Source organism: Campylobacter sp. IFREMER_LSEM_CL292, from assembly GCF_025771615.1.
Classification (GTDB): Bacteria; Campylobacterota; Campylobacteria; order Campylobacterales; family Campylobacteraceae; genus Campylobacter_D; species Campylobacter_D lari_D.
The window spans coordinates 68,933-94,819 of the sequence record NZ_JAKMQP010000006.1 but is presented as its reverse complement, the minus strand read 5'-3'; the positions used below and the strand labels follow the sequence as shown (position 1 = coordinate 94,819).

Here is a 25,887-nt window from a genome sequence, read left to right as displayed (position 1 = left end):
AGTTGAGTTTTAGTAGATTATAATATAATATTAAGATGATGTTAAATAAATTAGATTTTTTCTTAAAAGATAATAATATATTTCTAAGTGGTTCTGCTGGAGTTGGTAAATCATTCTTAACTACAGAACTTGTTAAATTATATAGAAAACAAGGTAGAATTGTTGTTGTATTAGGTTCTACTGGATTAAGTGCATTTAATATAGGAGGAGTTACTTTACATAGTTTTTTTGCTTTTAAAAGATGTCAAAATTATGATGAGTTATATTATGAAGATAGAAAGCAAAGAGATAAACTAGAAAAATTAAAGAGAATTTTAAAGCAATGTGATTTGTTGGTTATTGATGAAATCTCTATGGTAAGTGCTTCATTGATGGAAATGATTTATTATAGATTAACAAGAAGTGGCTTTAGTGGTAAAATTTTATTAGTTGGAGATTTTTTTCAACTTCCACCTGTGATTAATTATAGAGAAAATCAAATTCAAAGCACTTTATTTCAAAATACTCTATATGCTTTTTCTTCACAAGCTTGGAATGATCTTAAAATTATTAATTTAAGACTTAGTATTACAAAAAGAACTTTAGATAAACAATTTTACGAATATTTGTTTTTTCTTAGAATGGGTGAAGTAAATCAAGAAATACTAAGTTTTTTTAAAAAAATGTTAATTTATCCAAAAGATTTGCTTGAGTATATGGACGAATATGCCCTATTGTGTGCTACAAATAAAAAAGCTAATTGTATAAATGCTAAAAAATTAAATCTTTTGCAAGGTAAAGAAAAAATATTTAAATCAAGAATGGAAAAATTAGATCATACTTTAGATGATAAAATTTATGAGCAGTGGATTAAAGGATTAAATTCTTTAGAGGAGTTAAAATTAAAAATAGGCGCTAAGATTATTTTTTGTGTAAATAATAAAGAGGAAAATTATTACAATGGAGAGCAAGGAATTATTTTAGATTTTATAAAAGATGATGAGCAAGAATATATTTTAATAGAAAAAAGTAATGGTGAGAATTTGCGATTAAAGGTTTATGAGTATATTTTGGAAGAATATGATTTAGATGATGAAGAAAAATTAGAAGTAAAAGTAAAAGCAAAATTTATTCAGTTTCCGATAAAGTTAGCTTATGCTATAACAATCCATAAATCTCAAGGTATGAGTATAGATAATCTTATATGTGATATTGATGGAATTTTTGAAAAAGGACAATTATATGTATGTTTATCAAGGGCCATTAATCCTTGTAATTTAAAAATCATATATAATTATAAAATACCTTTTGAGGATTATTTTTTAAGAATTTTAAAAACCGATAAAGAAGTGAAAAAATTTTATTTACAAGAAAAATTTATAGATTTAGAAGAAGATGAGGAGATAATATGAAATGGATTACAGTTTTGTTTTTAATGTTTTTTAATATCCATGCTAGTTCCTTGAGTATAGAAAATTTTAGAACTGATTTATATTCAAAGGTTGGAAATAATACTTTAAAAAAAATTGAAATGAATTTAGATTTTGAGGGAGAAAATTTAGATCAAAAGAAAATTATAGATGCTTTAAACACCATTATATCCAGTTATTTTTATGAAGATTTATTTACAGAAGTTGGTAAAAATAATTTTAAAGAAACCTTGCTTAAATTTAGTAATAAAAAATATAAAACTCAAATTAAAAATATTTATATTTTAAAAATTAATTCGGTAGCTAAGTTTGACTTGGAAGAATTTAAGCGTTTTATAAATGATTTGGAAAAAAAAGATGACAATACAATAAAAACTATCAAACAAAAGGAAATTCAAGATAATTCCAAAGTTGCAAAAAATACGGATCAAAATAATACTCAATCAAAAGATATAAATACCGATCAAATAAACAACAATGATAAAGATGATAATAAAAGTTTTAATCAAGATACTAACACAAGTAAAGAGGCTATGGATATGATTTTAAAAACCATGGAAAAAACTCAAATGCAAATGTTAACTCCAAGTAAAGAACAGCAAGATTTGTTTAATGAAATACCATTTTGATTATTGAATAATATCAAAATGGCTTGGGATTTTTGGTATAAAAATATTTTCGTTGATATTTTGATCAAATTTCTGATTATAAAAATAAATACTAACTAAGTTTCCTAACTCATCTTTATAAGAAATATTACTAAGATTATCATTTTTTAGTTTGATATTATATGTGATATTTTCGTATTTTGCTTCATAATTTTCATGAGATATTAATTTTGCATTTTTAAAAATTTCTTGAAGATTTGGTAAATTTTGCAATTGAGTATAAATAGCTTGTTCTAACTCAGGCTCTATGATAATAACTTCTTTGTGATTGATATAAATTTGTTTTTTATTTGGTTTAGTATAATTCCAAAAGGCTTTATTTTGAGTAATGATAAAATTTCCTTTATAATTTAGTGAAGAATTATTGCTTTGCACCTTTTGTTCAAAATCACTACTAAAATTTTTAAAATTTATATCAAAAGCAAAAATACTACAAGCAAATAACATTAAAAATATAAAATATCTCATAATTATCCTTTAAAAATTTTGTAAATTATATAAAATTTATCCAAACAAAACTTTTTATATAGTTCTAATTAAATTCAAGGTATAATCTAGCATATATTTTTGTAATTAAAGGTAAAAAAATGTTTTCTAGTGTATTTAAAGCAATATTTGGCACAAAAAATGATCGAGAAGTAAAAAAATATTTAAAGAGGGTTGTGCAAATTAATGCTTTAGAATCAAAATACCAAAATTTAAGCGATGATGAATTAAAACAAGTATTTATAGAATTTAAAACACAAATTCAAAAAGAAGAACAAACTTTAGACCAAATATTGAATGATGTTTTTGCGATAGTTAGAGAAGTAGGAAAAAGAACTCTTAATATGCGTCATTTTGATGTGCAATTAATTGGTGGTATGGTTTTACATGATGGAAAAATTGCTGAAATGAAAACTGGGGAAGGTAAAACCTTGGTTGCAACTTTACCTGTTGTATTAAATGCTATGAGTGGTAAGGGTGTGCATGTGGTTACCGTAAATGATTATTTGGCTAAAAGAGATGCAGAGCAAATGAGTGCTATTTATAATTTTTTAGGTTTTAGTGTAGGTGTGATACTTTCAGAGCAAAATAGTGATGAGGCACATAAAAAAGCTTATGAGTGTGATATAACTTATGGTACAAATAATGAATTTGGCTTTGATTATTTACGCGATAACATGAAATTTTCAAAGCTTGAAAAAGTACAAAGAGAGCATAATTTTGTTATAGTTGATGAAGTAGATAGTATTTTAATAGATGAAGCGAGAACTCCGCTTATTATAAGTGGGCCTACAAATAGAACTTTAGACGGCTATGTTAAAGCAAATGAAGTAGCAAAACAAATGCAAAAAGGCCAAGCAGCTACTACTCTTCAAGAATTGCCAAGTGGTGATTTTGTTGTCGATGAGAAAAATAGAACTATTATGATTACAGAGGCTGGAATTTCTAAGGCTGAAAAATTATTTGGAGTAGAAAATTTATATAGCTTAGATAATGCAATATTGGCCCATCAGCTTGATCAGGCTTTAAAAGCACATAATTTATTTGAAAAAGATGTGCATTATGTATTAAGAGATAAAGAAGTTGTAATTGTTGATGAATTCACAGGAAGATTAAGCGAGGGAAGACGCTTTAGTGATGGCTTACACCAAGCATTAGAAGCTAAAGAAGGGGTAAAAATTCAGGAAGAAAGTCAAACTTTAGCAGATATTACTTTCCAAAATTATTTTAGAATGTATAAAAAGTTAGCAGGCATGACAGGTACTGCACAAACTGAGGCAACGGAATTTTCTCAAATTTATAATTTAGATGTAGTTTCTATACCTACAAATATACCAATTGCAAGAATAGATAAAGATGATTTGATTTATAAAACTCAAGAAGAAAAATTTAAAGCAGTTATTGAAGAGATAAAAAAAGCAAATGCAAAGGGTCAGCCAGTTTTAGTGGGAACTGCAAGTATTGAAAGAAGTGAAGTATTTCATAATATGCTTGTAAAAGAACGCATTCCTCATCATGTGCTTAACGCTAAAAATCACGAGCAAGAAGCTTTGATTATTCAAGATGCGGGTAAAAAAGGTGCAGTAACTATAGCTACTAATATGGCAGGTCGTGGCGTTGATATAAAAATAGATGATGAAATAAGAGCTTTAGGAGGGCTTTATATCATAGGAACTGAACGCCATGAAAGTAGAAGAATAGATAATCAACTTCGTGGTCGTGCAGGGCGTCAAGGTGATCCTGGTGTAAGTAGATTTTATTTAAGTTTAGAGGATAATCTTTTGAGAATTTTTGGCGGTGATCGCATTAAAAATATCATGGAAAGATTGGGTATAGAAGAGGGTGAGCATATAGAAAGTCGCATTGTTACAAGAGCTGTAGAAAATGCTCAAAAAAAAGTTGAAAGCTTGCATTTTGAGAGCAGAAAACATTTGCTTGAATATGATGATGTGGCAAATGAACAAAGAAAGACTATTTATAATTATAGAAATGAATTGTTAGATGAAGAATTTGACTTGCAAGATAAAATTTTAAAAAATATTGCTGAATATAGTAATCATTTGGTAAGCCAAATTTATCTAAATGCAGAACTTGAAGATGATGTTAAGCATTTTGAAAGTTTAAAACAAAAAGTAAGTTATGAGTGTAATCTTGAGCTTAGCGAAGCTGATTTTAAAGATTTAGGTGTAATTGAAGTAGAAAATAAATTAAGTGAAATTTTAGAAAAAGCTTACAAAGATAAAATGAATATTATTGAAGATAGGGAAGCCAGAAGAATTGAAAGAATTCTATATCTTCAAATTTTGGATAATCTATGGAGAGAGCATTTATACCAAATGGATATTTTAAAAACTGGTATAGGTTTAAGAAGTTATAATCAAAAAGATCCTTTAGTAGAATATAAAAAAGAAAGCTATAATCTTTTCATGGAGCTTGTTGAGCGTGTTAAATTTGATAGTTTGAAATTGTTATTTAATGTAGTTTTTACTCAAAAAGAAGCACAGAATTTTGAAGAAAAAAGCCATGAACAAAACGAGCAGTTTTTAGCTAGTACTACAGAAAGTGGTGTTGATGAAAATGGTGAAGCACAAGTTACCAAAGTACCTAGAAATTCACCTTGTCCTTGCGGTAGTGGTAAAAAATATAAAGAATGCCATGGTAAAAGTGGTCCTAAAAAGGGTATTTTAGCTTAAGGTTTGAAATGAATTTGGTTATAGTCGAAGATGATATAAATATGAGAAAATCACTCGAAATTGCTTTGAGTGAGTATGAGGAATTTACTATAAAATCTTATAAATCAGCAACTGAAGCTTTAAAAAAACTAAATGATGATGTTGATTTGATTATTACAGATATTAATATGCCGGGTATGGATGGTATTGAATTTGTGCAAGCTTGTGAGAATAAATATGATTTTATTATTATCACAGGTAATGCAACGCTAAATCGTGCTATAGAAGCAGTGAGACTTGGAGTAAAAGATTTTCTAGTAAAACCATTTGATATTAATACTTTAGTAACTGCGATAAAACGCGCAAAAATAATTCAAGAAAAGACTTCTAAAAAAACAAATAAAAAGACTATCAAAAAAGAAGAAAATCAAGATTTTTATGGCACTTCTAAAGCTTTAGAAGATTGTTTAAAATTGGCTACTAAGGCTGCTAAGACAGATGCGAGTGTGCTTTTTTTTGGAGAAAGTGGGGTAGGTAAAGAAGTTTTTGCAAATTTTGTGCATAAAAATTCAAAAAGAGCACAAAAACCTTTTGTGGCTATTAATATGGCAGCAATTCCATCAAATTTGATAGAAAGTGAGCTTTTTGGTTTTGAAAAAGGAGCATTTACCGATGCTAATACTACTAAAATAGGGTTGTTTGAGCTCGCTAATGAAGGCACTTTGTTTTTAGATGAAATAGGTGAAATGCCTTATGAAATTCAAGCAAAATTATTAAGAGCCTTGCAAGAAAAAGAAATTACAAGATTAGGAAGTACTAAGAGCATAAAGATTGATGTAAGAATTATTAGTGCAACTAATGCTCATATAGAAAAAAAGATTGCAGATAATGAATTCAGACAAGATTTATATTATAGGCTTAATACTATTCCTATTAATATACCACCACTAAGAGAGCGTCAAGAAGAAATTTTGCAAATTGCACAAAAGGTATTACTTGATACATGTAAAGAATATGATTTTAATAAAAAAACTTTAAGTCAAGAAGCACAATGTGCTCTATTAGCTTATGATTTTCCAGGTAATATTAGGGAGTTAATTTCTATTATACAAAGAGCTTGTATTTTAAGTGAAAATGATGAGATTAGCGCTCAAGATTTATTCTTAGAAAGTAGAAAAAGTAAAGATATTAAAAATCTTGAAAAAGAATTGATTTTAGAAGCTTTAAAAAATTCGCAAGATATTGCAGAAGCAGCTAAGCTTATAGGGATGAGTGAAAAAATTTTTAGTGAAAAAATGAAAAAATACAATATTACTTAAAAAGGATGGATGATGAAAAAAATAGCCATTGTAGGTGCAACTGGAGCGGTTGGCGAAGAACTTTTAAATGTTTTAGATGAGCTTGATTTCCCGGTTGAAAGTATTTTACCATTAGCAAGCGCAAAAAGCGCAGGTAGTGAAGTAGAATTTAGAGGAAAAAGTTATAAAGTAAAAGAATTAACTCCAAATGTTTTTAAAGAAAATCCTGTAGATATTGCTTTTTTTAGTGCCGGAGGAAACATAAGTGCTGAGTATGCAAAATACGCAGTAGAGTGTGGTGCTGTAGTGATTGATAATACTAGTCATTTTAGAATGGATGAAAATGTTCCTTTGGTAGTTCCTGAATGCAATAGCGAAGATATTAAAGATTGGGAAAAAACAGGAATTATTGCTAATCCAAATTGCTCTACTATACAAATGGTGCATGTTTTAAAACCACTTGATGATGTATTTAATCTAAAAAGAGTAGATGTAAGTACTTATCAAGCAGCAAGTGGTGCAGGTAAAGAAGGTATGGAAGAATTAGTTCAAGGAATGCAAAGTTTTTTTGCTTTTAAATTAGATGAATTTGAGGCAAAAACTTTTCCATATACCTTAGCTTTAAATTTAATTCCTCAAATTGATGTTTTTAGTGAAAATGGCTACACTAAAGAAGAATTAAAAATGGTAAATGAAACGCAAAAAATATTGCATAAAAAACTTGAAATTTCAGCAACTTGCGTAAGAGTTCCTGTGCTTAGAAGTCATAGTGAAGCCATTACTATGCATTTTGAAAAAGATGTTGATGTTGCTAAGGTTAGAGAGATACTTTCTAAAGCACCAAGTGTTGTTGTGATTGATGATGTAGAAAATAAAAAATATCCTATGCCGCTTTTTACAAGCGATACTAATGAAACTTATGTAGGAAGAATTAGACGCGATATTAATCATAAAAATATTTTGCATTTATGGTGCGTGGCTGATCAAATTCGTGTAGGAGCTGCTACAAATGCAGTGCGTATTGCGCAAAAATGGTTAGAATTGGTTTAAAAAGGAGAAAAATGTTAGAAAGATTTTTTGAAAATTTATTAGTTAAAAGTCGTTTAGTCACTATTTTGCCTGTAATTTTTGGCCTTATAGGAGCTTTTGTTTTATTTTTTATTGCAAGTTATGATGTGATTAAAGTTTTAAAATATGTATTTGAGTATTTTATGTTGCCTAATTCTACGGTGGATTTGCATGAAGATATTGTTGGTTTGATTATAGGGGCTGTAGATTTATATTTAATGGCTTTAGTTTTATTTATATTTTCTTTTGGAATTTATGAACTTTTTATTAGTGAAATAGAAGAATTTAAACAAACTAAACAGTCAAAAGTTTTAGAAGTGCACAGTTTAGATCAACTAAAAGATAAACTTGCAAAAGTTATTATTATGGTTTTAGTTGTAAATTTTTTCCAAAGAATTTTGCAAATGCAACTAAATACGGTTTTGGATATGACTTATCTTGCAGGTTCTATTTTAGCTCTTTGTATAGGACTTTATTTTTTACACAAAAGTGATCATTAAAATAAGGAATAAAAATGATTTTTATTGATGCATGTTTTAAAAAGTCAACCCCTTATACTCCAGTTTGGATGATGCGCCAAGCAGGAAGATATTTACCTGAATATATGCAAGTTAGAGCAAGTGCTGGAGATTTTTTATCACTTTGTAAAGATTATAAAAAAGCGAGTGAAGTTACCTTACAACCAGTAGATATTTTGGGTGTTGATGCAGCTATTATTTTTTCAGATATTTTGGTAGTACCTTTAGAAATGGGTATGGATTTAAAATTTGAAAAAGGTGAAGGACCGGTATTTTCAAATCCTATTAAAACAAAAGAAGAATTGGAAAGATTAGATGTTGAAAAAAGCATTAAAAATCTTTCTTATGTTTATGATGCACTAGCATTTACTAGAGAAAAACTTACACAAGATAAAGCTTTGATTGGTTTTTGTGGAAGTCCTTGGACTATTGCTACTTATATGATAGAGGGTGGTAGTAGTAAAAATTATGCAAAGTGTAAAAAAATAGTCTATCAAAATCCTGAATTTTTACATCAAATTTTATCTAAACTTACTTTTGTTTTAAAGTATTATATTCAAGAGCAAATTAGAGCAGGTGCTAATGCTATACAGGTATTTGATAGTTGGGCAAGTGCTTTAGAAAAAGAAATGTTTTTTGAGTTTTCTTTTAAATATATGCTTGAAATTGCTGATTTTATAAAGGAAAAATATCCGCATATTCCTGTGATTTTATTTCCTAAAGGGGTAAGTGGGTTCTTAGATGATATAAATGGAAATTTTGATGTCTTTGGAGTAGATTGGAGTACCCCTTTAGAGTTGGCTAAGGAAAAACTAGGCGCTAAATATACTTTGCAGGGTAATATGGAGCCTTGCAGACTCTATGATAAAAAAGCTATTGAACAAGGTGTGGATAAAATTTTAAATATTATGCAAGATAGTGCACATATTTTTAATCTCGGACATGGAATTTTACCTGATATTCCTGTTGATAATGCTAAATATTTTATCAAGCTAGTTCAAGAGAAATCTAAAAAGTGAGTAAAATAACTTTTGGGCCTATAAGTTCAAGAAGATTTGGACTTTCATTGGGAATTGATTTAAGTCCAAATCAAAAACAATGTAATTTTGACTGCGTTTATTGTGAATTACAAGCTGCAAAACCTTTGGAAAAATCTTTAATTTATCCTAAAATAAAAAATATTATCGATGAAGTACAAAGTGTATTGAAAGGTAATGTGCAATTTGACTTTTTAACATTAACTGCAAATGGTGAGCCTACTTTATATCCTCATTTAAAAGAATTAGTTTATGAATTAAATAAAATAAAACAAGATAAAAAACTCTTAATCCTAAGCAATGGTAGTGGAGTTTTAAATTCGGATATTTTTGATGCTTTAATGTATATTGATGTAGTTAAATTTAGTCTTGATAGCGCAATGGAAAAAACTTTTTATAGAGTTGATAGGGCTTTAAAGCAAATAAAACTTGAAACAATGATAGAACAAATGATCGCCTTTAGAGAGAAATTTTTGGGTGAGCTTGTTATGGAAGTTTTAATTGTCAAGGGATTGAATGATAACAAAGATGAGATGTTGGCTTTAAATGAGGCATTTGACAAGATAAGACCATCAAGAGTGGATTTTAGCACTATAGATAGACCGCCTGCGTATCCTGTTAAAGGTATATCTTTGGAAAAGTTGGAAGAATTAAGTATGTATATCACTAGTGTGCCTGTTGTACTTGCTAAACATTATTACAAAGGTGAAAAAATTGATTTTAATATCCAAGAGCTCTTGAAGATGCTGCAGCTTAGAGCGCAAAGTGAATTTGATATAGAAAACAAATTTAGTCAGCATAGTAAAGATATATTAGAAAAATTAATTAAAGAACGAAAAGTTGTTGTAGAAAATTTAGCAGGAGTAAAATTTTACAAAAAAGCGTAATTTTTTATAAAAAATCTTGACAAAAAAGTTTTTTTCTTATATAATATCATTTCTTATTTATTGATGTTCCGGATTAGCTCAGCGGTAGAGTAGTCGGCTGTTAACCGATTGGTCGTAGGTTCGAATCCTACATCCGGAGCCACTTCATAAAGTTAACCTCATGTATATTTTATAATAATTTAATTTGTAATTTATAATTATATTTTTTGATAGTTAATTAGTATTTTCTTATTTTATGAAAATACTAATTTTTAATATCAAAAGTAAAAAATTTACTTTCAAAATTATTCCCTACTTTTTCATATTGAAACATAGCAGGTTCTAAATTTTGGACTTCATGATATAATAGTCCTAGTGCAAGTCTTGCTTCTAAGGTTTCTTCATTTTCTAATTTTGCAAGCTCTAGTAAAGCTATGGCTGAATTTGGATTATTAGAACCTATCGCTGCTACTGCGGCTAAAAATAAAGTTTGTGCATCTTTGATTTTATAATCATCTATTAAGATATTGTAAAGCGTATATGCTTCTTGATATTCTTTAGCAAAAATATCAACATAAGCTAGAGCAAAAATCAGCCCGATGGAATTTTTATTACTCATAGCAAGTCTTTTTTTTATGTCATTTCTAACATGATTTAATAAGCCTGTAATTTGCATAAGTGTCACATAGCTGTCTTTAACTATACCAGCTCCACCAAATAAAGAATTATAATCAAGCTTGGTTGTTAAAAAATACATTTGTGCTTGTTTGGCATACTCTTTAATATCAAGATTTGTGTTTTTAGAATTAAAATATAAAATATTGCTAATAATATCCTCACCGAGCAAATCTTTTAATTCTTTTATTTTTTGATTTCTTAAAATTTCAAGATTATTGCCATTAGCAGCTACTATAGCAAACATTAGTTCTAAAGGAGTATTTTTGCTATTTGAAAGGTTGTCTAAATAAGGAATCATAGCAGTAAAGTCACTTTTAACTAGATGTAGTAAATATTTATAGATATTATGATTTTGATCGATATTATTATCTGCTTGTAAATTTTCCAAAAGTTCATTAGCAAGTTTGGTATAATCTTTTTTTACTAAATCCATGCAATATATGGCAAAAATACCTGCAATATAATTTTTTGGATTTAAATGATAAGCAGTTGAAAAATGTTTATATGCATTATTATAATCTTGCAGTTGTGCATAAGTTAAAGCAAGATTGTAATGAATTACATCGTGAGCATGATAAATTTCACTTAAATTTTTAAATTCTTGATTTGCTTCTCTTAGATGAAAATTAAAAGCTAGATTGATAGCATGAGATAATTCCACATTAACGCCTGATAAAGCTTTGCTTTTAACAAGCAATTCATTTTCATACTCATACCCTTGTATGAAATTTCCCAAATCAGCTTTTGTGATGAGTTCCATGCTTTGTTTTATATCAAAAACGCGATAAGGTGAAAAATAAAAAAGTAAATCATAAATTTGTTGTTTTCCTGTGATTAAACTTTTGGCAAAATGTTGCTGCGCTATATCAATATTTGAAAAATTTCTTTTTAGTCTTGTTTTTATGTTATAGTATTTTGAGCCAATAGCTCTATCTTTTACATATAAAGTTTTTAAAATTTGTGCACCATTGTCAAATTGGCCTGTTTTTAATTCTACTAAAGCTAGAGCCATTTTGCTTCTTATGGCTTGATTTTCTATTTTTGATGCTTTTTCAAGATATTCTTTAGCTTTTTTATATTCTCCCAGTTTTGCATATAATAAACCTAAGGGTAAGCTTGCTTCATAATCTTGTTGCTTTTGTAGAAGATTAATGGCGTTTTGATCAGATTTTAATAATGCGTAAATTTTTGCCCCAAGGTAATAAGACTCTCCTTGATAGCTGTTGATATTACTTGAACGCATGAACATTTGTAAAGCCTCTGGATAAAATCCTTGATAGTAATTAATTAATCCTAGATAATAATCATACAAAGAAGATTTAGAATCTTGTGGTAAATGTACTCTTGCTAAATCAAGATAATATTTAAATTTCTCTTTATCGCCTAGATTAAAATAACACACAGCTATATTAATAGCTGCTGCAACTTTGTGTTCTTCTAATTCTAAAGATTGTTTGAAATTCTCAACAGCACTAATATAATCTTTTTGTTTCATTTGAGCTACACCAAGATTATAACTAGATAAAGATTGATTGAAAATATTAATATTATTATAAAGTTCTAAAGCACTTTCTATATCACCTTTTTCATATAATAAATTTGCCTTTTGTACTACAAGATCTAAAGCAGATTGTTTCACCTTTGTGATACTTGTACTAACATTATCTTCTAAAATTGGATTATTTGTGATTACTTTTTTATCTTCTTTAAAAACAAGAAGTAAAACTAAAATAATAAATAAAATTAGAGCAAGAGCACCAAGTGTTGAAATCAAAATAAGAAATTTTTTATCAAAAAGCTTTTTCTTTTCTTCAGGTTGTGATGCTTGAGGTTCTTCCTCTACTCTTTGAAAAGTACTTTCTTCTTCCTCTAATTCAGGAGGTATTGTGCCAGGAGGGATAGTTTGTTCTTCCACTCCTGGATTTTCATCAATCTCTGAAAAAGCTTTTTCTTGATTATCTTGTTCTTTAGGTGTTACTTCTTCGGCCATGTTTTCTCTTAAAAGTATTTTCTTAATGCATCAGGAATTCTTATATTTCCATCTTTTTCTTGATAATTTTCCATAATAGCTACCAAGGTTCTACCAACAGCTAGTGAAGAACCATTAAGTGTGTGAACTAATTCATTTTTGCCCTTATCGTTTTTAAAACGGATCTTTGCGCGTCTTGCTTGAAAATCTTTACAATTTGACACAGAGCTAATTTCACGGTATTTGTTTTGCGATGGAAGCCATACTTCTAAGTCTACTGTTTTCGCAGCAGAAAAGCCCAAATCTCCCGTGCAAAGCATTAAATGTCTATGTGCTAGACCCAAAGAGCTTAGTAAATCACTGGCGCAATTTAACATTTCTTCAAACATCAATTCACTTTGATCAGGCTTGCATATACTAACAAGCTCTACTTTTTCAAATTGATGTTGCCTTATAATACCTCTTGTATCTCTACCTGCGCTTCCTGCTTCTTGTCTAAAGCAAGCACTATAGCAGGTCATTTTTAAGGGTAGTTCTTCTTGAGTTAAAATTTCATTAGAATAAAGATTAGTTACAGGAATTTCAGAAGTTGAGATGAGATATAAATCATCATTTTCTACCTTATACATATCATCTTTAAATTTAGGAAGCTGTCCTGTGCCATACATGGTTGCACTATTTACTAAAAATGGTACATTGACTAGTTCAAAACCTCTACTTCTATTAAAATCAATCATATAATTTACCAAGGCTCTACTTAGTAAAGCTCCTTCATTTTTAAGCACACAAAAACGACTTTGTGAGATTTTAACCCCTCTTGTAAAATCAAGCCAGTTTAATTTTTCTCCTAAATCATGATGTTCTTTGATTTCAAAATCAAAACTAGGAGGTGTTAGAACTTTTTTTAATTCTATATTTTCATCTTCATCTTTTCCAAAAGGCACGCAATCATCAGGGATATTTGGTATTGCTAGGGCAATTTGTTCTAGTTTTTCTTCTAGCGTGCTAACGATTTTTGACTGAGTATTGATTTTTTCTTTATTTTGGCTTAGTTGTGCTTTTAAGCTTTCTTTATCTTGTGCTGTTGCAAGCTCTTTACTAAACTTATTTTGAAAAGCTTGAAATTCTTCCAAAAGTGCTTTTTCTTTTTTTAAATTTATAAATAAGTCGCTAAGTTCTTTGAGTAAATTTTCATCTACTTTTTTAGCTTTTAGTTTTTGTGCAATTTCATCAAAATTATTTTGTAAAAGTTTTAAATCTAACATTCTAACTCCTTTTATAGTCCTATTTTAGCATAAATTTTTTCCATTGTTTCTCGGGCTTGTTTTTTTGCTTTGCTTGCTCCAAATTCTAAAATCTCATCGATTTTAGAAGGATTAGCTAGTAATTTTTCATATTCTTCCTTAGCCGAGGCAAAATACTCACTGATGATTTCATTTAAATACATTTTAAAATGTCCATAGCCTTCACCACCTTTTTCATAACGGCTTTTTAAAGTTTCTTGTTTTGTTTTGTCTAAAAACAATTTTGCGATTTTAAATACGTTACAATTTTGCCAATCTTTTGGATCTTCTAAAGCTGTACTATCTGTAACAATAGAAGAAATTTGTTTTTTAATAGCTTTTGGTGTATTAAAAATATCGATTGTGTTTTGATAAGACTTGCTCATTTTAGCTCCATCAGTACCAGGCACTACTGCAACTTCATCATTAACTTTAGCTTGAGGTAGGGTAAAAATTTCACCCCATTCATTATTTACTTTTAAAGCTATATCTCTTGCTATTTCAACATGCTGAATTTGATCTTTACCTACAGGAACTATTTGAGCATTAAAAAGTAAAATATCTGCAGCCATTAAAACAGGGTAAGAAAAAAGCCCATGGTTGGCATTTAAACCTTTGGCAATTTTATCTTTATAGCTATGTGCTCTTTCTAAAAGTCCCATTGGGGTAAATTGAGAAAGAATCCAATAAAGCTCCATCACTTCTTTAACGTCACTTTGTAGCCAAAATACGCTTTTTTGTGGATCAATTCCTAAACTTAAAAAAGCTGCCGCAGCTTTGAGTGAATTTTGTTTAAGTTTTTCTCCATTAAAATTTGAAGTCATAGCATGATAGTTTGCTATAAACATATACATTTGATTTTCTTCTTGCATATTTAGCATTTGTTTTATAGAGCCAAAATAATTTCCTATATGTAAATCCCCACTTGGCTGTAATCCTGTAATAATTCTCATTTTACCTCTTTTTTGATTTCTTTAATTATTTCTTGGATATTTTTGTTTTCAATGTTTATAATGATATTTGCTTTTTTTTCATATTTTTTAATTCTTTGATCAAATAGTATTTTAGCATTGTTTGTGTTTGAAAATAAGGGTCTTGTGGTCAATTCTTCTTTATTTAGTCTTTGCAAGAGATAATCAAAACTTGCTTTTAAGTAAACGATAGTACCAATATTTTTTAATTTTTTTTGTTCTATGAAGCCACCACCGCTTGCAATAGAACAATTTTGCACATAAGTTAAAAACGAAACAAGTTTTTTTTCTTCTTTGCGAAATTTTTTTTCTCCATATGTTTTAAAAAATTCACTAATCTCAAGATTAAATTTTTCTTTGATTAAAACATCTGTATCTAAAAAGAATTTATCATATTTTTTTGCATAAGCCCTTGCTATAGTTGTTTTACCACAGCCCATAAATCCTACAAAAAGGAGGTTAGTTTTCTTGCTCATCTTTGCTACCTTTTTTTCTTGAAGCTAAAATTAAAGGTACACCTTCAAAGTTAAATTGTTTTCTAATTTGATTTTGTAAATATCGTTTATAACTAAAATGTAAAGCTTTTGGTCTATTCATAATTAGAGCTATTTTTGGAGGTGCTAAGTCGTATTGAACCGCATAATAAATTTTCACTAATTTACCATAATCATGTGGTAGCGGGTGGGCTCTTGTGGCTTCTTCTACCAAAGCATTTAATTTTGCTGTTGGAATTTTTTGGGTGAAATTTGCAAAAACTTCTAAAATTTTATCCAAAAGCACATGTATTCTTTTTCCACTTAAAGCTGATACGCTTACAACAGGTGCATAAGCTAGGAATTTAAAACGATCTAATTTTAATTCTTTTAAAGTTTTATCAAAATCAAGTTCGCTTTTATCCCATTTATTAAGTACGATAATCACACCTAAACAATGTTTAGCAGCAAGCCCTGCGATACGCTCATCAAGTTCGTTAAAACCTTCAGCTGCGTCAAGTACTAAAAGTGCAATTTGAGCATTGGCTAGGGCATATTCAGTTCTATTAAGTGCATAACGCTCTAAACCCTGTATTTTCCCGCGTTTTCTAATACCTGCGGTATCTACAAATTCGATGATTTTATCTTTATGCATAATGCTTTCATTAACAGGATCAATTGTAGTGCCTGCTATATCGCTTACCACGCTACGTTCTTCTTTTACTAAAGCATTTAAAAGACTTGATTTTCCTACATTAACCCTGCCGATAATTCCCACTTTAATATGATTTTCATTAATAGTTTTTAGCTTAAAATCTCCGCTATTTTCATCAAAATTTTCTAAATAACTTTCAAAGTCTTCTTCTTCATCTGCATTTAAATAACTTTCATCTAAAAACTTACTAGCCCACATACAAAGCTCATCAATGCCTATATTATGTGTTACAGAGATATTAAAAACTTCTTTTACTCCAAAATTAGAAAATTCCCAAGATCTTTCCTCATCTTTTTTGTTATCGACTTTATTGATTACTAAAGCTATGGGTTTGTTGAGTTTTTTCATCTCATAAAAAAAAGCTTTATCTTCATCATCAGGTAAAAATTTTCCATCCACCATATAAAAGATAATATCACTATTTTTAGCAGCTTTAAGCGAATTTGCTTTGACATTTTTAAAAAGCTCATTACTCTCATCAAGCCCGCCGCTATCTATCAATAAAGCTTTTTTGCCATCAATTTCTACTTCTATTTTATTAGTATCTCTTGTAGTTCCACTTATGTCACTAGTTATTGCAATGTGCTTTCTTGCAAGTCTATTAAAAAGACTTGATTTGCCAACATTTGGTTTTCCTATTAAAATAATACTTTGCATTAATACTCATTTTTTAAATTTTTATTTGTGATTATATAAAAATTGCCTTAAAATTAAGCAAAAAAGACTAAAATAACAGGAATTTTATATGGAATTTATATGTTAAGAATAGTTAAAAAGAATTTAGGTATATATTTTATGATTATTGCTTCTATAGAATTTGCATTTGTAGGTGCTTGTGCAAAAATTCTTAGTGAAGAATTATCATCGATTGAAATTATGTTTTTTAGAAATATTATAGGCACAGCTTTTATGCTTTATGCGCTTTCAAAATTAAATTTTCATAAAAGTGGCGGACATCTTGGACTGCTTATTTTTAGAGGTATTATAGGAACGATCGCTTTATATCTTTTCTTTTATAATGTTTCTAATATTTCATTAGGTGGGGCTTTTGCTTTTCAAAAAACAGCACCTATTTTTATAGCTTTGATTGCTTTTTTGTTTTTTAAAGAAAGTTTAGGATTAAAAGCTTGTTTTGGGATTTTGATTGCTTTTATAGGAGTATTATTAATCTGTCAGCCTTTTGCAGATAGCACTACGCATTCAGGTTTTGATTTAAAAAATAGTATTTTAGGAATTTTAAGCGGTTTTTGTGCAGCCTTGGCGCTAACTAGCGTAAGAGAGCTTAGAAAATCATACCCAGCGCCATTTATAGCTTTATCTTTTGTTTTAATTGGTACTTTGATGCCTTTAATGTCTATGATTGTAGGTTCTTTTTATGAAATAAAAGAGCTTGATTTTTTAATTGCTCCTTTTGTTATGCCTAGTCTTAAAGCTTGGATTTTTATTGTTTTGATGGGAATTTTTGGAGCAATGTATCAAATTCATGTTACTAAAGCTTATGGAGTAGCAAAAAAGGCAGGAGTTGTTGCAGGAGTTAGCTATATAGATGTAGTTTTTACTTTATTTTTGGGCATATTATTAGGAGATGAATTTCCTAGCTTAATGGTTTTTATAGGAATTTTTAGCATTATTTTAGGAGGAATTATTTTGGTTAGTAAGCAAACAAAAGGAAAGAAAAATGGAAAATAAAACAGATTTAATTTATGGTTTAGAAGATAGACCACCTTTTGCTAAGGCATTTTTTGCTGCATTAGTGCATTTAATGGCTATGTTTGTGGCTGTGATTACACCTGCTTTATTAATTTGCAAAGGACTTGGGATAGATGATACTAATACGGCTAGAATTATTTGTATGTCGCTTTTTGCTTCAGGTGTTGCTTCGCTTTTACAGATTAAAACTTGGGGTCCTATAGGGAGTGGACTTTTATCTATTCAAGGGACTAGTTTTAATTTTGTTGCACCTATTATTTTAGGTGGGCTTGTTTTAAAAAATAATGGTTTATCGCAAGAAGCAATGCTTGGAGCCATTTTTGGCACTTTAATGCTTTGTTCTACTACTGAAATGATTATTTCTCAAATTTTACCTTTTATTAGAAGAGTGATTTCGCCTTTGGTTTCAGGTATAGTTGTGATGATTATAGGTCTTAGTTTGATTAATGTTGGTCTTGTGAGTGCAGGAGGTGGATTTGCGGCTAAGGCAAGTGGTGAATTTGGTTCTTTGCAAAATTTATTATTAGCCGGAGTTGTGATTTTAAGTATTGTTGTTTTAAATCGTTTTAATAATGCCTATATAAGAATTTCTTCTTTATTTATAGCTATGATAATAGGGCTTTTAGTAGCTATGAATTTTGAAAATTTTAGTTTTAATTTTAATGAAAATTTACCTTTAGTGTTTTTACCCGATCCTTTACATTATGGTTTGAGTATTGATTATAATCTTATTTTACCTTTGATTTTAGTTTTTATGGTAACTTCTTTAGAAACTATCGGCGATATTAGTGCTACTAGTGAAGTTTCAAATCAGCCAGTTAAAGGCGAACTTTATGCAAAAAGATTAAAAGGTGGGGTTTTGGCTAATGGTTTTAATTCCTTTGTTTCAGCCTTTTTTAATACTTTTCCAAATTCATGTTTTGGGCAAAATAATGGCGTTATAGCTTTAACAGGTGTTGCAAGTCGATATGTTGGATTTATTGTAGCTTTTATGTTGATGATTTTGGGTTTGTTTCCTATTGTGGCTGATATTACTTTGCAAATTCCAGAGCCTATTTTAGGTGGAGCAACTTTAGTAATGTTTGGTACTATAGCTGCAACGGGAGTTAGGATTATTTCTAAGGAAAATCTAAATCGTCGTTCTATTATCATCATAGCTATGAGTTTGGGTATAGGGCTTGGAGTTTCTAATAATCCTGATATTTTAGAATTTATGCCAATGTGGTTTAAAACTTTATTTTCTTCAGGGATTGCAGCAGGTGGGATTACGGCTATTATTTTAAATTGCGTTTTTCCGCTTGAAGAAAATAAAAAAAATAAAGTAAAATAATAAAAATAAGGAAAAATAATGAAAAAAATGATACTAATAGCAGGTCCTTGTGTAATAGAAAATGAAGAACTTGTTTTTAAAGTTGCACAAGAGCTTGAATGCTTTTTAAAAGATGATAGAATTGATTTTTATTTTAAATCAAGTTTTGATAAAGCAAATAGAACTAGTATTAATAGTTTTAGAGGACCAGGCATTGAAAAAGGCTTGGAAATTTTGCAAAAAGTGAAAGATAAATTTGGCATGCAAATTCTTACTGATATTCATGAGAGTTCTCAAGCAAGTGTTGCGGCTGAGGTTGTAGATGTTTTACAAATTCCAGCCTTTTTATGCAGGCAAACTGATTTATTAGTAGCTGCTGCTAAAACAAAAGCCAAGGTAAATGTAAAAAAAGGGCAATTTTTAAATCCTGAAGATATTAAATACAGCGTAGCTAAAATTTTACAAACTAGAGGCATTAATGAAGAAGGTTTTGAAATAGCCAAAGAAAATGGAGTTTTTGTAGCTGAGAGAGGTTCGAGTTTTGGCTATGGAAATTTGGTTGTAGATATGAGAAGTTTGGTTATCATGAGAAAATATGCTCCAGTTATTTTTGATGCTACTCATAGTGTGCAAATGCCAGGAGCAAATGGTGGAAGTAGTGGAGGCAAAAGTGAATTTGTAGAGCCATTAGCAAGAGCTGCTGCTAGTGTAGGCGTAGATGGATTTTTCTTTGAAACGCACATTGATCCTTGTAAAGCTTTATGCGATGGACCAAATATGCTTGATCTTTCAAGACTTAAAAACTGTGTAAATACGCTTTTAAAAATTCAAGAAATCATTTAAAAAAGGAAAATTATGAAGATAATAGAGGGAAATTTAAGTTTAAAAGGTGATGAGAAAATTGCGATTATCAATGCAAGATTTAATCATATCATCACAGATCGTTTAGTTGAAGGTGCTAAAGATGCTTTTTTAAGACATGGAGGCAAGGAAGAAAACTTAAGTCTTATTTTAGTGCCAGGTGCTTTTGAAATTCCTTTTGCATTAAAACAAGCTTGTGAGAGTAAAAAATTTGATGGAATTTGTTGTGTTGGAGCAGTAATTCGTGGAAGTACACCACATTTTGATTATGTAGCAGCTGAAACTACCAAAGGTATAGCAAGTGTGGGGCTTGGAGCTAATGTGCCTGTGAGTTTTGGAGTTTTAACAACTGATACCTTAGAGCAAGCCATAGAAAGAGCAGGTAGTAAAGCAGGTAATAAGGGTTTTGAAGCTATGCTTACTGTAGTTGAAATGCTTAATTTAATCCAAAAAATTAAGGCTTAAAATGGCTACTAGACACCAAGTAAGACAAAGTATAGTTTCTTTGCTTTATGCAGCACAGTTAAATCAAGAAAATAAAGATTTTATCAATGAATTTTTAGATGAGAAAAAAATTCGCAATGACCAAAGAAAATTCACTCTAGATTTATATAATGGTATCAATGAGCAACTTACTTTGCTTGATGAGAAAATCAATGAGTGTTTGAAAGAGCACAAATTAGATGGAGTAGCTAGTATAGAAAAGGCCATTTTGCGTTTAGGTGCTTATGAGATTTTATTTACTTCTACACAAAAAGCGATTATCATTAACGAGGCTATAGAGCTTGCAAAAGAAATGGCAGGAGATAATGCTCCTAAATTTATCAACGGGGTGTTGGATAAAATCAACAAGGAAAAGCAATGAAACTTTGTGTGGCTTTTGATGTATCAAGTTATGATGAGTGTATTAGTTTGGCTAAAGAATTAAAAGGTTTAGATCTTTGGGTTAAAATAGGACTTAGATCATATTTAAGAGATGGGGTAAAGCTTTTAGAGGCGATTAAAAAAGTCGATAATTTTAAAATCTTTTTAGATTTAAAGCTTTATGATATACCAAATACTATGGCAGATGCTTGTGAAGAGCTTGCTAAGCTTGATGTAGATATGTTTAATATTCATGCAAGCGCAGGTAAAAGTGCTATGTGTATGATTATGGAGCGTTTAAGTGTTTTGAGTAAAAGACCTTTGGTACTTGCTGTATCTGCTTTAACTAGTTTTGATGAGCAAGAATTTTTTAGTATATATAAACAAGATATCAAACAAGCTGTTAAGGAATTTTCTAAAATTAGCTATGAAAGCGGTCTTGATGGTGTGGTTTGTTCGGTATATGAGAGCTTATTGATTAAAGAAAATACAAATGCAAATTTTATTACACTAACTCCTGGAATTCGTCCTTTTAAAGAAAATTTAGATGATCAAAAAAGAGTAGCTGATATACAGTGTGCTAAGGATAATCTGTCAGATTTTATCGTGGTTGGAAGACCTATTTATAAGGCAAAAGAACCTAGAATGGTTTGTGAGAATATATTAGAGCATTTAAAATAAGCCTAGAGGCTTATTTTAAATAAATTTTCATTTTCTTATTTTCTAAAATAATTCCATCATCGTCACTAATAATTTGAAATTCTCCATTAAAATATCTTAAGAAGTCGTTTTCAAATTTCATAGATTCTTGATCGCAAAGCATTTTTGTCGAAGCAAGATTATCTTCTATTTTGATACTACTTCCTTGATCTTTATAGTTTCCAAAAAATCTATTACATCCTGATACACCAAAAACTCTTTTATCTTTATTATCAAAACTAATGCTTGCTTTAGCATTTTGAGGAAGTTCATGATTTTTTCCATTAGCTTCATAAGAACTTATAGTAAATTCTTTATTTTGTAAATCATCAACACTTAAATTTGCCACAGAACACCCACTAAAAATAGCTAAGCTCGCTATACTTAATGTGATTATTTTTTTCATTTTTATACTCCTTTGATTTATACATGAAAATGTTTTAATTCATCCTCTAAATTTTGACAAACTATATTTAACTCATGAGCAACATCTAATAAAATTTTTGAAATTTCTTCATTTTTATCACTTAATTTTACCGTTTCTTGCATTTTATCAAGCAAAGATTGTAAAGTTTCTTGTGTGCTTGAAATTTTTTGCATGCAAGCATTTGCTAAATCTCTTGCATTTTCATTGCAAACTTTTACTTCATTGGTTCCTTCTACAAGTTCTTTTGCATCTTGATTTAAAGAGTTAATTTCGTTAGCATTGTGTTTTAACTCTTTAGAAACTTCATTGATACTATCTACTAATTGTTTGGTTACGATGGCAATATTTTTTAAAAATTCTTCTGAATTTTGAGCAAGATTTCTTACATCTTCAGCAATAACTGAAAAGCCGCGACCAAATTCTCCAGCACGCGCAGCTTCAATACCTGCATTTAAAGATAATAGATTGGTTTTATCAGCAATTTCTCCCATCATGTCAGAAGCTTTTTTAATCTCTTCTGCTTGTTTTTCCATAACTTCTACTTTTTGAGATAATATATCTTCATTTTCAGCTACAACTTTTACCTTATCTACTACTTGATTTAATGAGTCAAGCATGGTGTTTAAAACTTCAAAAGATTTTGTATTGGCTTTATTTGCGTTATTTGAAAGTTCAGCAAGATCTTGTAATTCTGTATGAATTTGCTCACTTAAATGATAAGATTCATCAGTTTTTGTATGACCTTCTTTAGTTCTATTTGCTAGATCAAGTGCATTAGCATTTAAAAGTTTAGATTGTTTATCTACCATTTGAGAGTTTTTATTAGTAGAAACTACTGCATTTTGAATTTTTTCAATAAATTGGTTGATGTAGGTGCAAGCTTTACCTATTTCATCGGTGCTTTTTATATTAATTCTTGCGCGTAAATCTCCATCGCCGCTAGCTAGTTCTTTAGCGTGTTTTAAAAGATCTAAAACAGGATTACCTACAACTATTTTTAAAATATAAAGTACAGCAAAAACGGTAAAAAGTAAAGCAACGCTAAAGATTATAATATAAGTTCTAGCTGAACTTGCCAAATCATCATCTACATGTTTTAAATCATTATACATATCCATAACACCCAAAACATCGCCTTCTTTAGCATTGGCATGACAAGCAAGACAACCTTTATTGGCGATAAGTGGGCGTATAAGTCTTAGATAATGCCCTTGATCGTTATTGATTTCAACGGCTTTAATTTCTGGCTTGTTAAATTGCTCGTTGATAATACTCTCATCACTTTTTGTAAAATGTTGTATTTCAAAGAGCTCAATTGTGCTTTTTGAAGGATAAATTTTAATATCTTTTATACCTTCTATTTCACCAGCATCTTTTATAGCTTGTTCTATAATAGCAGGATCGCCCAAATTCATTGCCATTCTTAATGTTTGAAAAACAGAAGTGCTTAAAGTATCTAAATGTGCACGGCTGATTCTATCTGTAGTTTGTTGAGAATCTTTTTGTAAGATAATCTGCATGATAATAAAACTAATTAGCAATGTAGAAATCATTGCTAAAGATATTTTTGCACCTATGCTTTTAAACATTTAAAACTCCTTTTATTAGTGTAAAAAGTGTCTTATGCCGCTAAAGTATAATGCAATACCATACTCATTAGCAGCTTGAATAATATCCTCATCTCTTATGCTTCCACCTGGTTCAATGATGGCTTTTACTCCTATTTTGCTAGCCTCATCTATACTATCTCTAAATGGAAAGAAAGCTTCGCTTGCTAAAACACAACCATTTAGATCAAGCCCCATTTCCTTGGCTTTATTAATAGCTGCTTTAGCTGCATCGATACGACTTGTCATACCCATACCAATGGCTACCATAGCTCCATTTTTTACATAAACTACATTGTTTGATTTAGTAAATGCAGCAATTTTCATAGCTATTTCAAGATCTTTTAATTCTTGTTCATTAGCTTTTCTTTCGCTTTTTAAAATCGCATTTTTTAATTCATCTTCTTTAACTTCATCACTATCTTGATATACAAAACCACCATCTATGTGTTTAAAATCATATTTATCATAAGCTCTAGTTAAAAATGGCGCTTTTTGTGTAAAGATTTTAATACGCTTTTTATCTTTAAAAACTTCCAAAGCATCATCGTCTACATTTGCTGCAATGATTACTTCTATATAAATTTCATTGATTTTTTGCGCTAATTCTTTATCTAAAGTTCCATTGATAGCAACAACTCCTCCATAAGCACTCAAGGTATCGCATTTAAGAGCATGGATATAGCTTTGGAGTAAGTTTTCTTTTATGGCAAATCCGCAAGCATTTGCATGTTTGACTATGGCTACTGCCGGAGCTTTATCAAAAGCACTTGCTAAATTTAAAGCCGCGTTAATATCGGTTAGATTGTTAAAACTTGCTTCACCTTTTAAGGTTGTAAAATTGTGTGTGAAAAAGTCATCAAATTCATATAAAGCACCTTTTTGATGAGGGTTTTCTCCATATCTTGTGTCAAACACTTTTTGACCTACGATAAATTTACTTGCACCAAAGCCACCATTAAAACGCTCATTCATATAGTTTGCTATGTAAGCATCATAATTTGCTGTATGCTCATAAGCTTTGATCATCAATGCTCTTCTAAAATCAAGATTTAAGGTATTATCTTTTAAAGCTTGTATGATTTTATCATAGTCTAAAATATCACAAACGACAATGACATTTTTAAAGTTTTTTGCACCACTGCGTATCATAGCAGGACCACCAATGTCGATATTTTCTACAATCTCATCAAAATCTTGGGTCAAAATTGTAGTTTTTTTGAAAGGATATAAATTCACACAAAGTAAGTCTATGCTTTCGATGTTGTAATCTTTGGCTTGTTTTTGATGATCTTCATTTTCTCTTTTGTATAAAATTCCACCATGAATTTTTGGGTGTAATGTTTTAACACGCCCTTCAAACATTTCAGGGCTTTGAGTAAATTCACTAACTTCTTGTACTTGTAAATTATTTTCTTTTAAAAGCTTATAAGTACCTCCGGTGGATAAAAGCTCATAACCTAATTTAGTAAGTTCGCTAGCAAATTCTACAACACCTTCTTTATCGCTCACACTAATTAGTGCTTTCATTAATTTTTCCTTTCTATATATTGTTTTAAAAATTCATATGATTCATTAATTTCTTGAAATTTTTTAACACCTTCTTTGATTTTTTCTTCATCGCTATTGTTTGCGTTTAAAATATCAGGGTGGTATTTTTTGGCAAGTTCTCTATAGCGTTTTTTAAGCTCTTGCAAGTTTGCATTTTCATTTAAGCCTAAAATTTCACAAGCCTTTTGTAAATTCATACCTGTATTTTGTGTTTGCATAGAGTTTAAAAGTTTTTCAAGTATATTTACATCAAGTTCAAAAGCTCTAATGATAGCTCTTAAGACATCTTTTTTGGTATTGTTAAGTTCTCCATCAATCAAAGCCATTGCTACTAAGACATTTAAAATATTAATTCTTTCTTGTTGTGGTAAAGGCACTTCTTTGATAAACTCTTTGGCTATATCAAAAGTATCATTTAAAGTGTTTTTATGTTCATTAAAACATTGTTTTAAAAAATCTCTTTCTTTTTTATCTTTAGCATTATAATCAAGAATTTGTGAGATCATGTTTGCTTCATTCTCGCTAACTCTACCATCACTTTTTGCTATTTTTGCTAAAAGCGCTATAACATAATAGTTTAATCTCCTTTTAAAGCCATCAATCCTTTCTTCATGATAGCCTTGTTTAAAGCCTTGAGAGAAGCTTTTAGCTCCTTTTTTGAAAGAGTCTAAAAGATCATCTTTACCCCAAGTTTTATAATACCAATAAAATGCAAGAATTGCTAATACTAATAAAACAAAAAGCATTT

The 25,887-nt window shown here is 29.5% G+C and carries 24 protein-coding genes and 1 tRNA gene; 15 read left to right on the top strand and 10 right to left on the bottom strand.

The features are described from left to right. The first annotated feature begins 38 nt into the window (after window positions 1–38). Together L8T82_RS05130 and L8T82_RS05125 are read left to right on the top strand one after the other, a co-directional pair. Window positions 39–1,391, top strand: coding sequence for an ATP-dependent DNA helicase (locus L8T82_RS05130; RefSeq protein WP_263726022.1), 1,353 nt, complete (start codon window positions 39–41; stop codon window positions 1,389–1,391). After that, the gene (locus L8T82_RS05125; RefSeq protein WP_263726021.1) at window positions 1,388–2,038 is read left to right on the top strand and encodes a flagellar basal body-associated FliL family protein; all 651 of its coding nucleotides are present in this window, start codon (window positions 1,388–1,390) and stop codon (window positions 2,036–2,038) included. The genes L8T82_RS05130 and L8T82_RS05125 overlap by 4 nt, the downstream gene beginning before the upstream one ends. Here the strand turns inward: L8T82_RS05125 and lolA are convergent, their stop codons facing one another. Then, window positions 2,039–2,545 carry a LolA-like outer membrane lipoprotein chaperone gene (gene lolA / locus L8T82_RS05120; protein ID WP_263659319.1) on the bottom strand — a complete coding sequence of 169 codons (507 nt, stop codon included), beginning with the start codon at window positions 2,543–2,545 and terminating at the stop codon, window positions 2,039–2,041. Between the two features lie 119 nt (window positions 2,546–2,664). Here lolA and secA point away from each other — a divergent pair, with 119 nt between their 5' ends. The 7 genes from secA to L8T82_RS05085 all read left to right on the top strand — a co-directional run bounded on the left by secA (window position 2,665) and on the right by L8T82_RS05085 (window position 10,185). Further along, a complete protein-coding gene (gene secA, locus L8T82_RS05115; RefSeq protein WP_263726020.1) occupies window positions 2,665–5,256 on the top strand; it encodes a preprotein translocase subunit SecA in 2,592 nt (863 codons plus the stop codon). 8 nt (window positions 5,257–5,264) lie between these two features. Continuing rightward, window positions 5,265–6,554, top strand: coding sequence for a sigma-54-dependent transcriptional regulator (locus L8T82_RS05110; RefSeq protein ID WP_263726019.1), 1,290 nt, complete (start codon window positions 5,265–5,267; stop codon window positions 6,552–6,554). A 12-nt stretch (window positions 6,555–6,566) separates the two neighbouring features. Next, window positions 6,567–7,583 carry an aspartate-semialdehyde dehydrogenase gene (locus L8T82_RS05105; protein WP_263664764.1) on the top strand — a complete coding sequence of 339 codons (1,017 nt, stop codon included), beginning with the start codon at window positions 6,567–6,569 and terminating at the stop codon, window positions 7,581–7,583. Window positions 7,584–7,594: 11 nt separating this feature from the next. Next, window positions 7,595–8,101: a YqhA family protein gene (locus L8T82_RS05100; protein ID WP_087699510.1), complete on the top strand. Its 507-nt coding sequence runs from the start codon at window positions 7,595–7,597 to the stop codon at window positions 8,099–8,101. Window positions 8,102–8,115: 14 nt separating this feature from the next. Continuing rightward, on the top strand, window positions 8,116–9,138 hold the full coding sequence (hemE, locus tag L8T82_RS05095) for a uroporphyrinogen decarboxylase (protein ID WP_263726018.1): 1,023 nt from the start codon (window positions 8,116–8,118) through the stop codon (window positions 9,136–9,138). Further along, window positions 9,135–10,043, top strand: coding sequence for a radical SAM protein (locus L8T82_RS05090; protein ID WP_263709418.1), 909 nt, complete (start codon window positions 9,135–9,137; stop codon window positions 10,041–10,043). The genes hemE and L8T82_RS05090 overlap by 4 nt, the downstream gene beginning before the upstream one ends. Before the next feature lie 67 nt (window positions 10,044–10,110). After that, window positions 10,111–10,185: transfer RNA gene (locus tag L8T82_RS05085), tRNA-Asn, on the top strand. Window positions 10,186–10,287: 102 nt separating this feature from the next. Here L8T82_RS05085 and L8T82_RS05080 read toward each other — a convergent pair. From L8T82_RS05080 to der, 5 genes are read right to left on the bottom strand one after another with little or no spacing between them, the layout of a single operon-like run. Next, a complete protein-coding gene (locus L8T82_RS05080) occupies window positions 10,288–12,690 on the bottom strand; it encodes a tetratricopeptide repeat protein (RefSeq protein ID WP_263660567.1) in 2,403 nt (800 codons plus the stop codon). A gap of 8 nt (window positions 12,691–12,698) precedes the next feature. Continuing rightward, window positions 12,699–13,934 carry a serine--tRNA ligase gene (gene serS, locus L8T82_RS05075; RefSeq protein ID WP_263726017.1) on the bottom strand — a complete coding sequence of 412 codons (1,236 nt, stop codon included), beginning with the start codon at window positions 13,932–13,934 and terminating at the stop codon, window positions 12,699–12,701. Window positions 13,935–13,945: 11 nt separating this feature from the next. Continuing rightward, window positions 13,946–14,905, bottom strand: a complete 960-nt coding sequence (trpS, locus tag L8T82_RS05070) for a tryptophan--tRNA ligase (RefSeq protein ID WP_263726016.1) — start codon at window positions 14,903–14,905, stop codon at window positions 13,946–13,948. Beyond that, entirely contained in the window at window positions 14,902–15,399 is a 498-nt protein-coding gene (locus tag L8T82_RS05065) for a shikimate kinase (protein ID WP_263726015.1), read from the bottom strand. Before L8T82_RS05065 ends, trpS begins: the two co-directional genes overlap by 4 nt. Then, complete coding sequence (gene der, locus L8T82_RS05060) at window positions 15,383–16,768, bottom strand: ribosome biogenesis GTPase Der (RefSeq protein WP_263726014.1); 1,386 nt, start codon at window positions 16,766–16,768, stop codon at window positions 15,383–15,385. Before der ends, L8T82_RS05065 begins: the two co-directional genes overlap by 17 nt. 99 nt (window positions 16,769–16,867) lie before the next feature. Here der and L8T82_RS05055 point away from each other — a divergent pair, with 99 nt between their 5' ends. From L8T82_RS05055 to pyrF, 6 genes are read left to right on the top strand one after another with little or no spacing between them, the layout of a single operon-like run. After that, entirely contained in the window at window positions 16,868–17,800 is a 933-nt protein-coding gene (locus L8T82_RS05055; RefSeq protein WP_133319325.1) for a DMT family transporter, read from the top strand. Continuing rightward, on the top strand, window positions 17,790–19,151 hold the full coding sequence (locus tag L8T82_RS05050; RefSeq protein WP_263726013.1) for a uracil-xanthine permease family protein: 1,362 nt from the start codon (window positions 17,790–17,792) through the stop codon (window positions 19,149–19,151). Before L8T82_RS05055 ends, L8T82_RS05050 begins: the two co-directional genes overlap by 11 nt. A gap of 18 nt (window positions 19,152–19,169) precedes the next feature. Then, entirely contained in the window at window positions 19,170–19,973 is an 804-nt protein-coding gene (kdsA, locus tag L8T82_RS05045) for a 3-deoxy-8-phosphooctulonate synthase (RefSeq protein WP_263670124.1), read from the top strand. A 12-nt stretch (window positions 19,974–19,985) separates the two neighbouring features. Further along, window positions 19,986–20,456, top strand: coding sequence for a 6,7-dimethyl-8-ribityllumazine synthase (gene ribE / locus L8T82_RS05040; RefSeq protein WP_012661257.1), 471 nt, complete (start codon window positions 19,986–19,988; stop codon window positions 20,454–20,456). A 1-nt stretch (window position 20,457) separates the two neighbouring features. Then, window positions 20,458–20,856: a transcription antitermination factor NusB gene (gene nusB / locus L8T82_RS05035; protein ID WP_263659333.1), complete on the top strand. Its 399-nt coding sequence runs from the start codon at window positions 20,458–20,460 to the stop codon at window positions 20,854–20,856. Continuing rightward, window positions 20,853–21,536: an orotidine-5'-phosphate decarboxylase gene (gene pyrF, locus L8T82_RS05030; RefSeq protein WP_263726012.1), complete on the top strand. Its 684-nt coding sequence runs from the start codon at window positions 20,853–20,855 to the stop codon at window positions 21,534–21,536. The genes nusB and pyrF overlap by 4 nt, the downstream gene beginning before the upstream one ends. Before the next feature lie 10 nt (window positions 21,537–21,546). Here pyrF and L8T82_RS05025 read toward each other — a convergent pair whose 3' ends face one another. The 4 genes from L8T82_RS05025 to L8T82_RS05010 are packed head-to-tail and all read right to left on the bottom strand — an operon-like array spanning window position 21,547 to window position 25,885. Then, window positions 21,547–21,960, bottom strand: a complete 414-nt coding sequence (locus L8T82_RS05025) for an META domain-containing protein (RefSeq protein ID WP_263666751.1) — start codon at window positions 21,958–21,960, stop codon at window positions 21,547–21,549. Window positions 21,961–21,977: 17 nt separating this feature from the next. Then, on the bottom strand, window positions 21,978–23,570 hold the full coding sequence (locus L8T82_RS05020; protein ID WP_263665645.1) for a methyl-accepting chemotaxis protein: 1,593 nt from the start codon (window positions 23,568–23,570) through the stop codon (window positions 21,978–21,980). A 15-nt stretch (window positions 23,571–23,585) separates the two neighbouring features. Next, complete coding sequence (purH, locus tag L8T82_RS05015) at window positions 23,586–25,118, bottom strand: bifunctional phosphoribosylaminoimidazolecarboxamide formyltransferase/IMP cyclohydrolase (RefSeq protein WP_263666750.1); 1,533 nt, start codon at window positions 25,116–25,118, stop codon at window positions 23,586–23,588. Beyond that, the gene (locus tag L8T82_RS05010; RefSeq protein ID WP_263726011.1) at window positions 25,118–25,885 is read right to left on the bottom strand and encodes a DnaJ domain-containing protein; all 768 of its coding nucleotides are present in this window, start codon (window positions 25,883–25,885) and stop codon (window positions 25,118–25,120) included. Before L8T82_RS05010 ends, purH begins: the two co-directional genes overlap by 1 nt. Between the last annotated feature and the right edge of the window lie 2 nt (window positions 25,886–25,887).

Bases quoted from the DNA above. Each gene is read 5' to 3' on its own strand.
- L8T82_RS05130 (WP_263726022.1), top strand. From the start codon at position 39: ATGTTAAATAAATTAGATTTTTTCTTAAAAGATAATAATATATTTCTA.
- ribE (WP_012661257.1), top strand. From the start codon at position 19,986: ATGAAGATAATAGAGGGAAATTTAAGTTTAAAAGGTGATGAGAAAATT.
- pyrF (WP_263726012.1), top strand. From the start codon at position 20,853: ATGAAACTTTGTGTGGCTTTTGATGTATCAAGTTATGATGAGTGTATT.
- L8T82_RS05065 (WP_263726015.1), bottom strand. From the start codon at position 15,399: ATGAGCAAGAAAACTAACCTCCTTTTTGTAGGATTTATGGGCTGTGGT.
- serS (WP_263726017.1), bottom strand. From the start codon at position 13,934: ATGTTAGATTTAAAACTTTTACAAAATAATTTTGATGAAATTGCACAA.
- trpS (WP_263726016.1), bottom strand. From the start codon at position 14,905: ATGAGAATTATTACAGGATTACAGCCAAGTGGGGATTTACATATAGGA.
- hemE (WP_263726018.1), top strand. From the start codon at position 8,116: ATGATTTTTATTGATGCATGTTTTAAAAAGTCAACCCCTTATACTCCA.
- L8T82_RS05055 (WP_133319325.1), top strand. From the start codon at position 16,868: ATGTTAAGAATAGTTAAAAAGAATTTAGGTATATATTTTATGATTATT.
- lolA (WP_263659319.1), bottom strand. From the start codon at position 2,545: ATGAGATATTTTATATTTTTAATGTTATTTGCTTGTAGTATTTTTGCT.
- L8T82_RS05010 (WP_263726011.1), bottom strand. From the start codon at position 25,885: ATGCTTTTTGTTTTATTAGTATTAGCAATTCTTGCATTTTATTGGTAT.
- purH (WP_263666750.1), bottom strand. From the start codon at position 25,118: ATGAAAGCACTAATTAGTGTGAGCGATAAAGAAGGTGTTGTAGAATTT.
- L8T82_RS05100 (WP_087699510.1), top strand. From the start codon at position 7,595: ATGTTAGAAAGATTTTTTGAAAATTTATTAGTTAAAAGTCGTTTAGTC.
- L8T82_RS05025 (WP_263666751.1), bottom strand. From the start codon at position 21,960: ATGAAAAAAATAATCACATTAAGTATAGCGAGCTTAGCTATTTTTAGT.
- L8T82_RS05020 (WP_263665645.1), bottom strand. From the start codon at position 23,570: ATGTTTAAAAGCATAGGTGCAAAAATATCTTTAGCAATGATTTCTACA.
- L8T82_RS05110 (WP_263726019.1), top strand. From the start codon at position 5,265: ATGAATTTGGTTATAGTCGAAGATGATATAAATATGAGAAAATCACTC.
- L8T82_RS05125 (WP_263726021.1), top strand. From the start codon at position 1,388: ATGAAATGGATTACAGTTTTGTTTTTAATGTTTTTTAATATCCATGCT.
- secA (WP_263726020.1), top strand. From the start codon at position 2,665: ATGTTTTCTAGTGTATTTAAAGCAATATTTGGCACAAAAAATGATCGA.
- L8T82_RS05080 (WP_263660567.1), bottom strand. From the start codon at position 12,690: ATGGCCGAAGAAGTAACACCTAAAGAACAAGATAATCAAGAAAAAGCT.
- der (WP_263726014.1), bottom strand. From the start codon at position 16,768: ATGCAAAGTATTATTTTAATAGGAAAACCAAATGTTGGCAAATCAAGT.
- nusB (WP_263659333.1), top strand. From the start codon at position 20,458: ATGGCTACTAGACACCAAGTAAGACAAAGTATAGTTTCTTTGCTTTAT.
- L8T82_RS05050 (WP_263726013.1), top strand. From the start codon at position 17,790: ATGGAAAATAAAACAGATTTAATTTATGGTTTAGAAGATAGACCACCT.
- L8T82_RS05105 (WP_263664764.1), top strand. From the start codon at position 6,567: ATGAAAAAAATAGCCATTGTAGGTGCAACTGGAGCGGTTGGCGAAGAA.
- kdsA (WP_263670124.1), top strand. From the start codon at position 19,170: ATGAAAAAAATGATACTAATAGCAGGTCCTTGTGTAATAGAAAATGAA.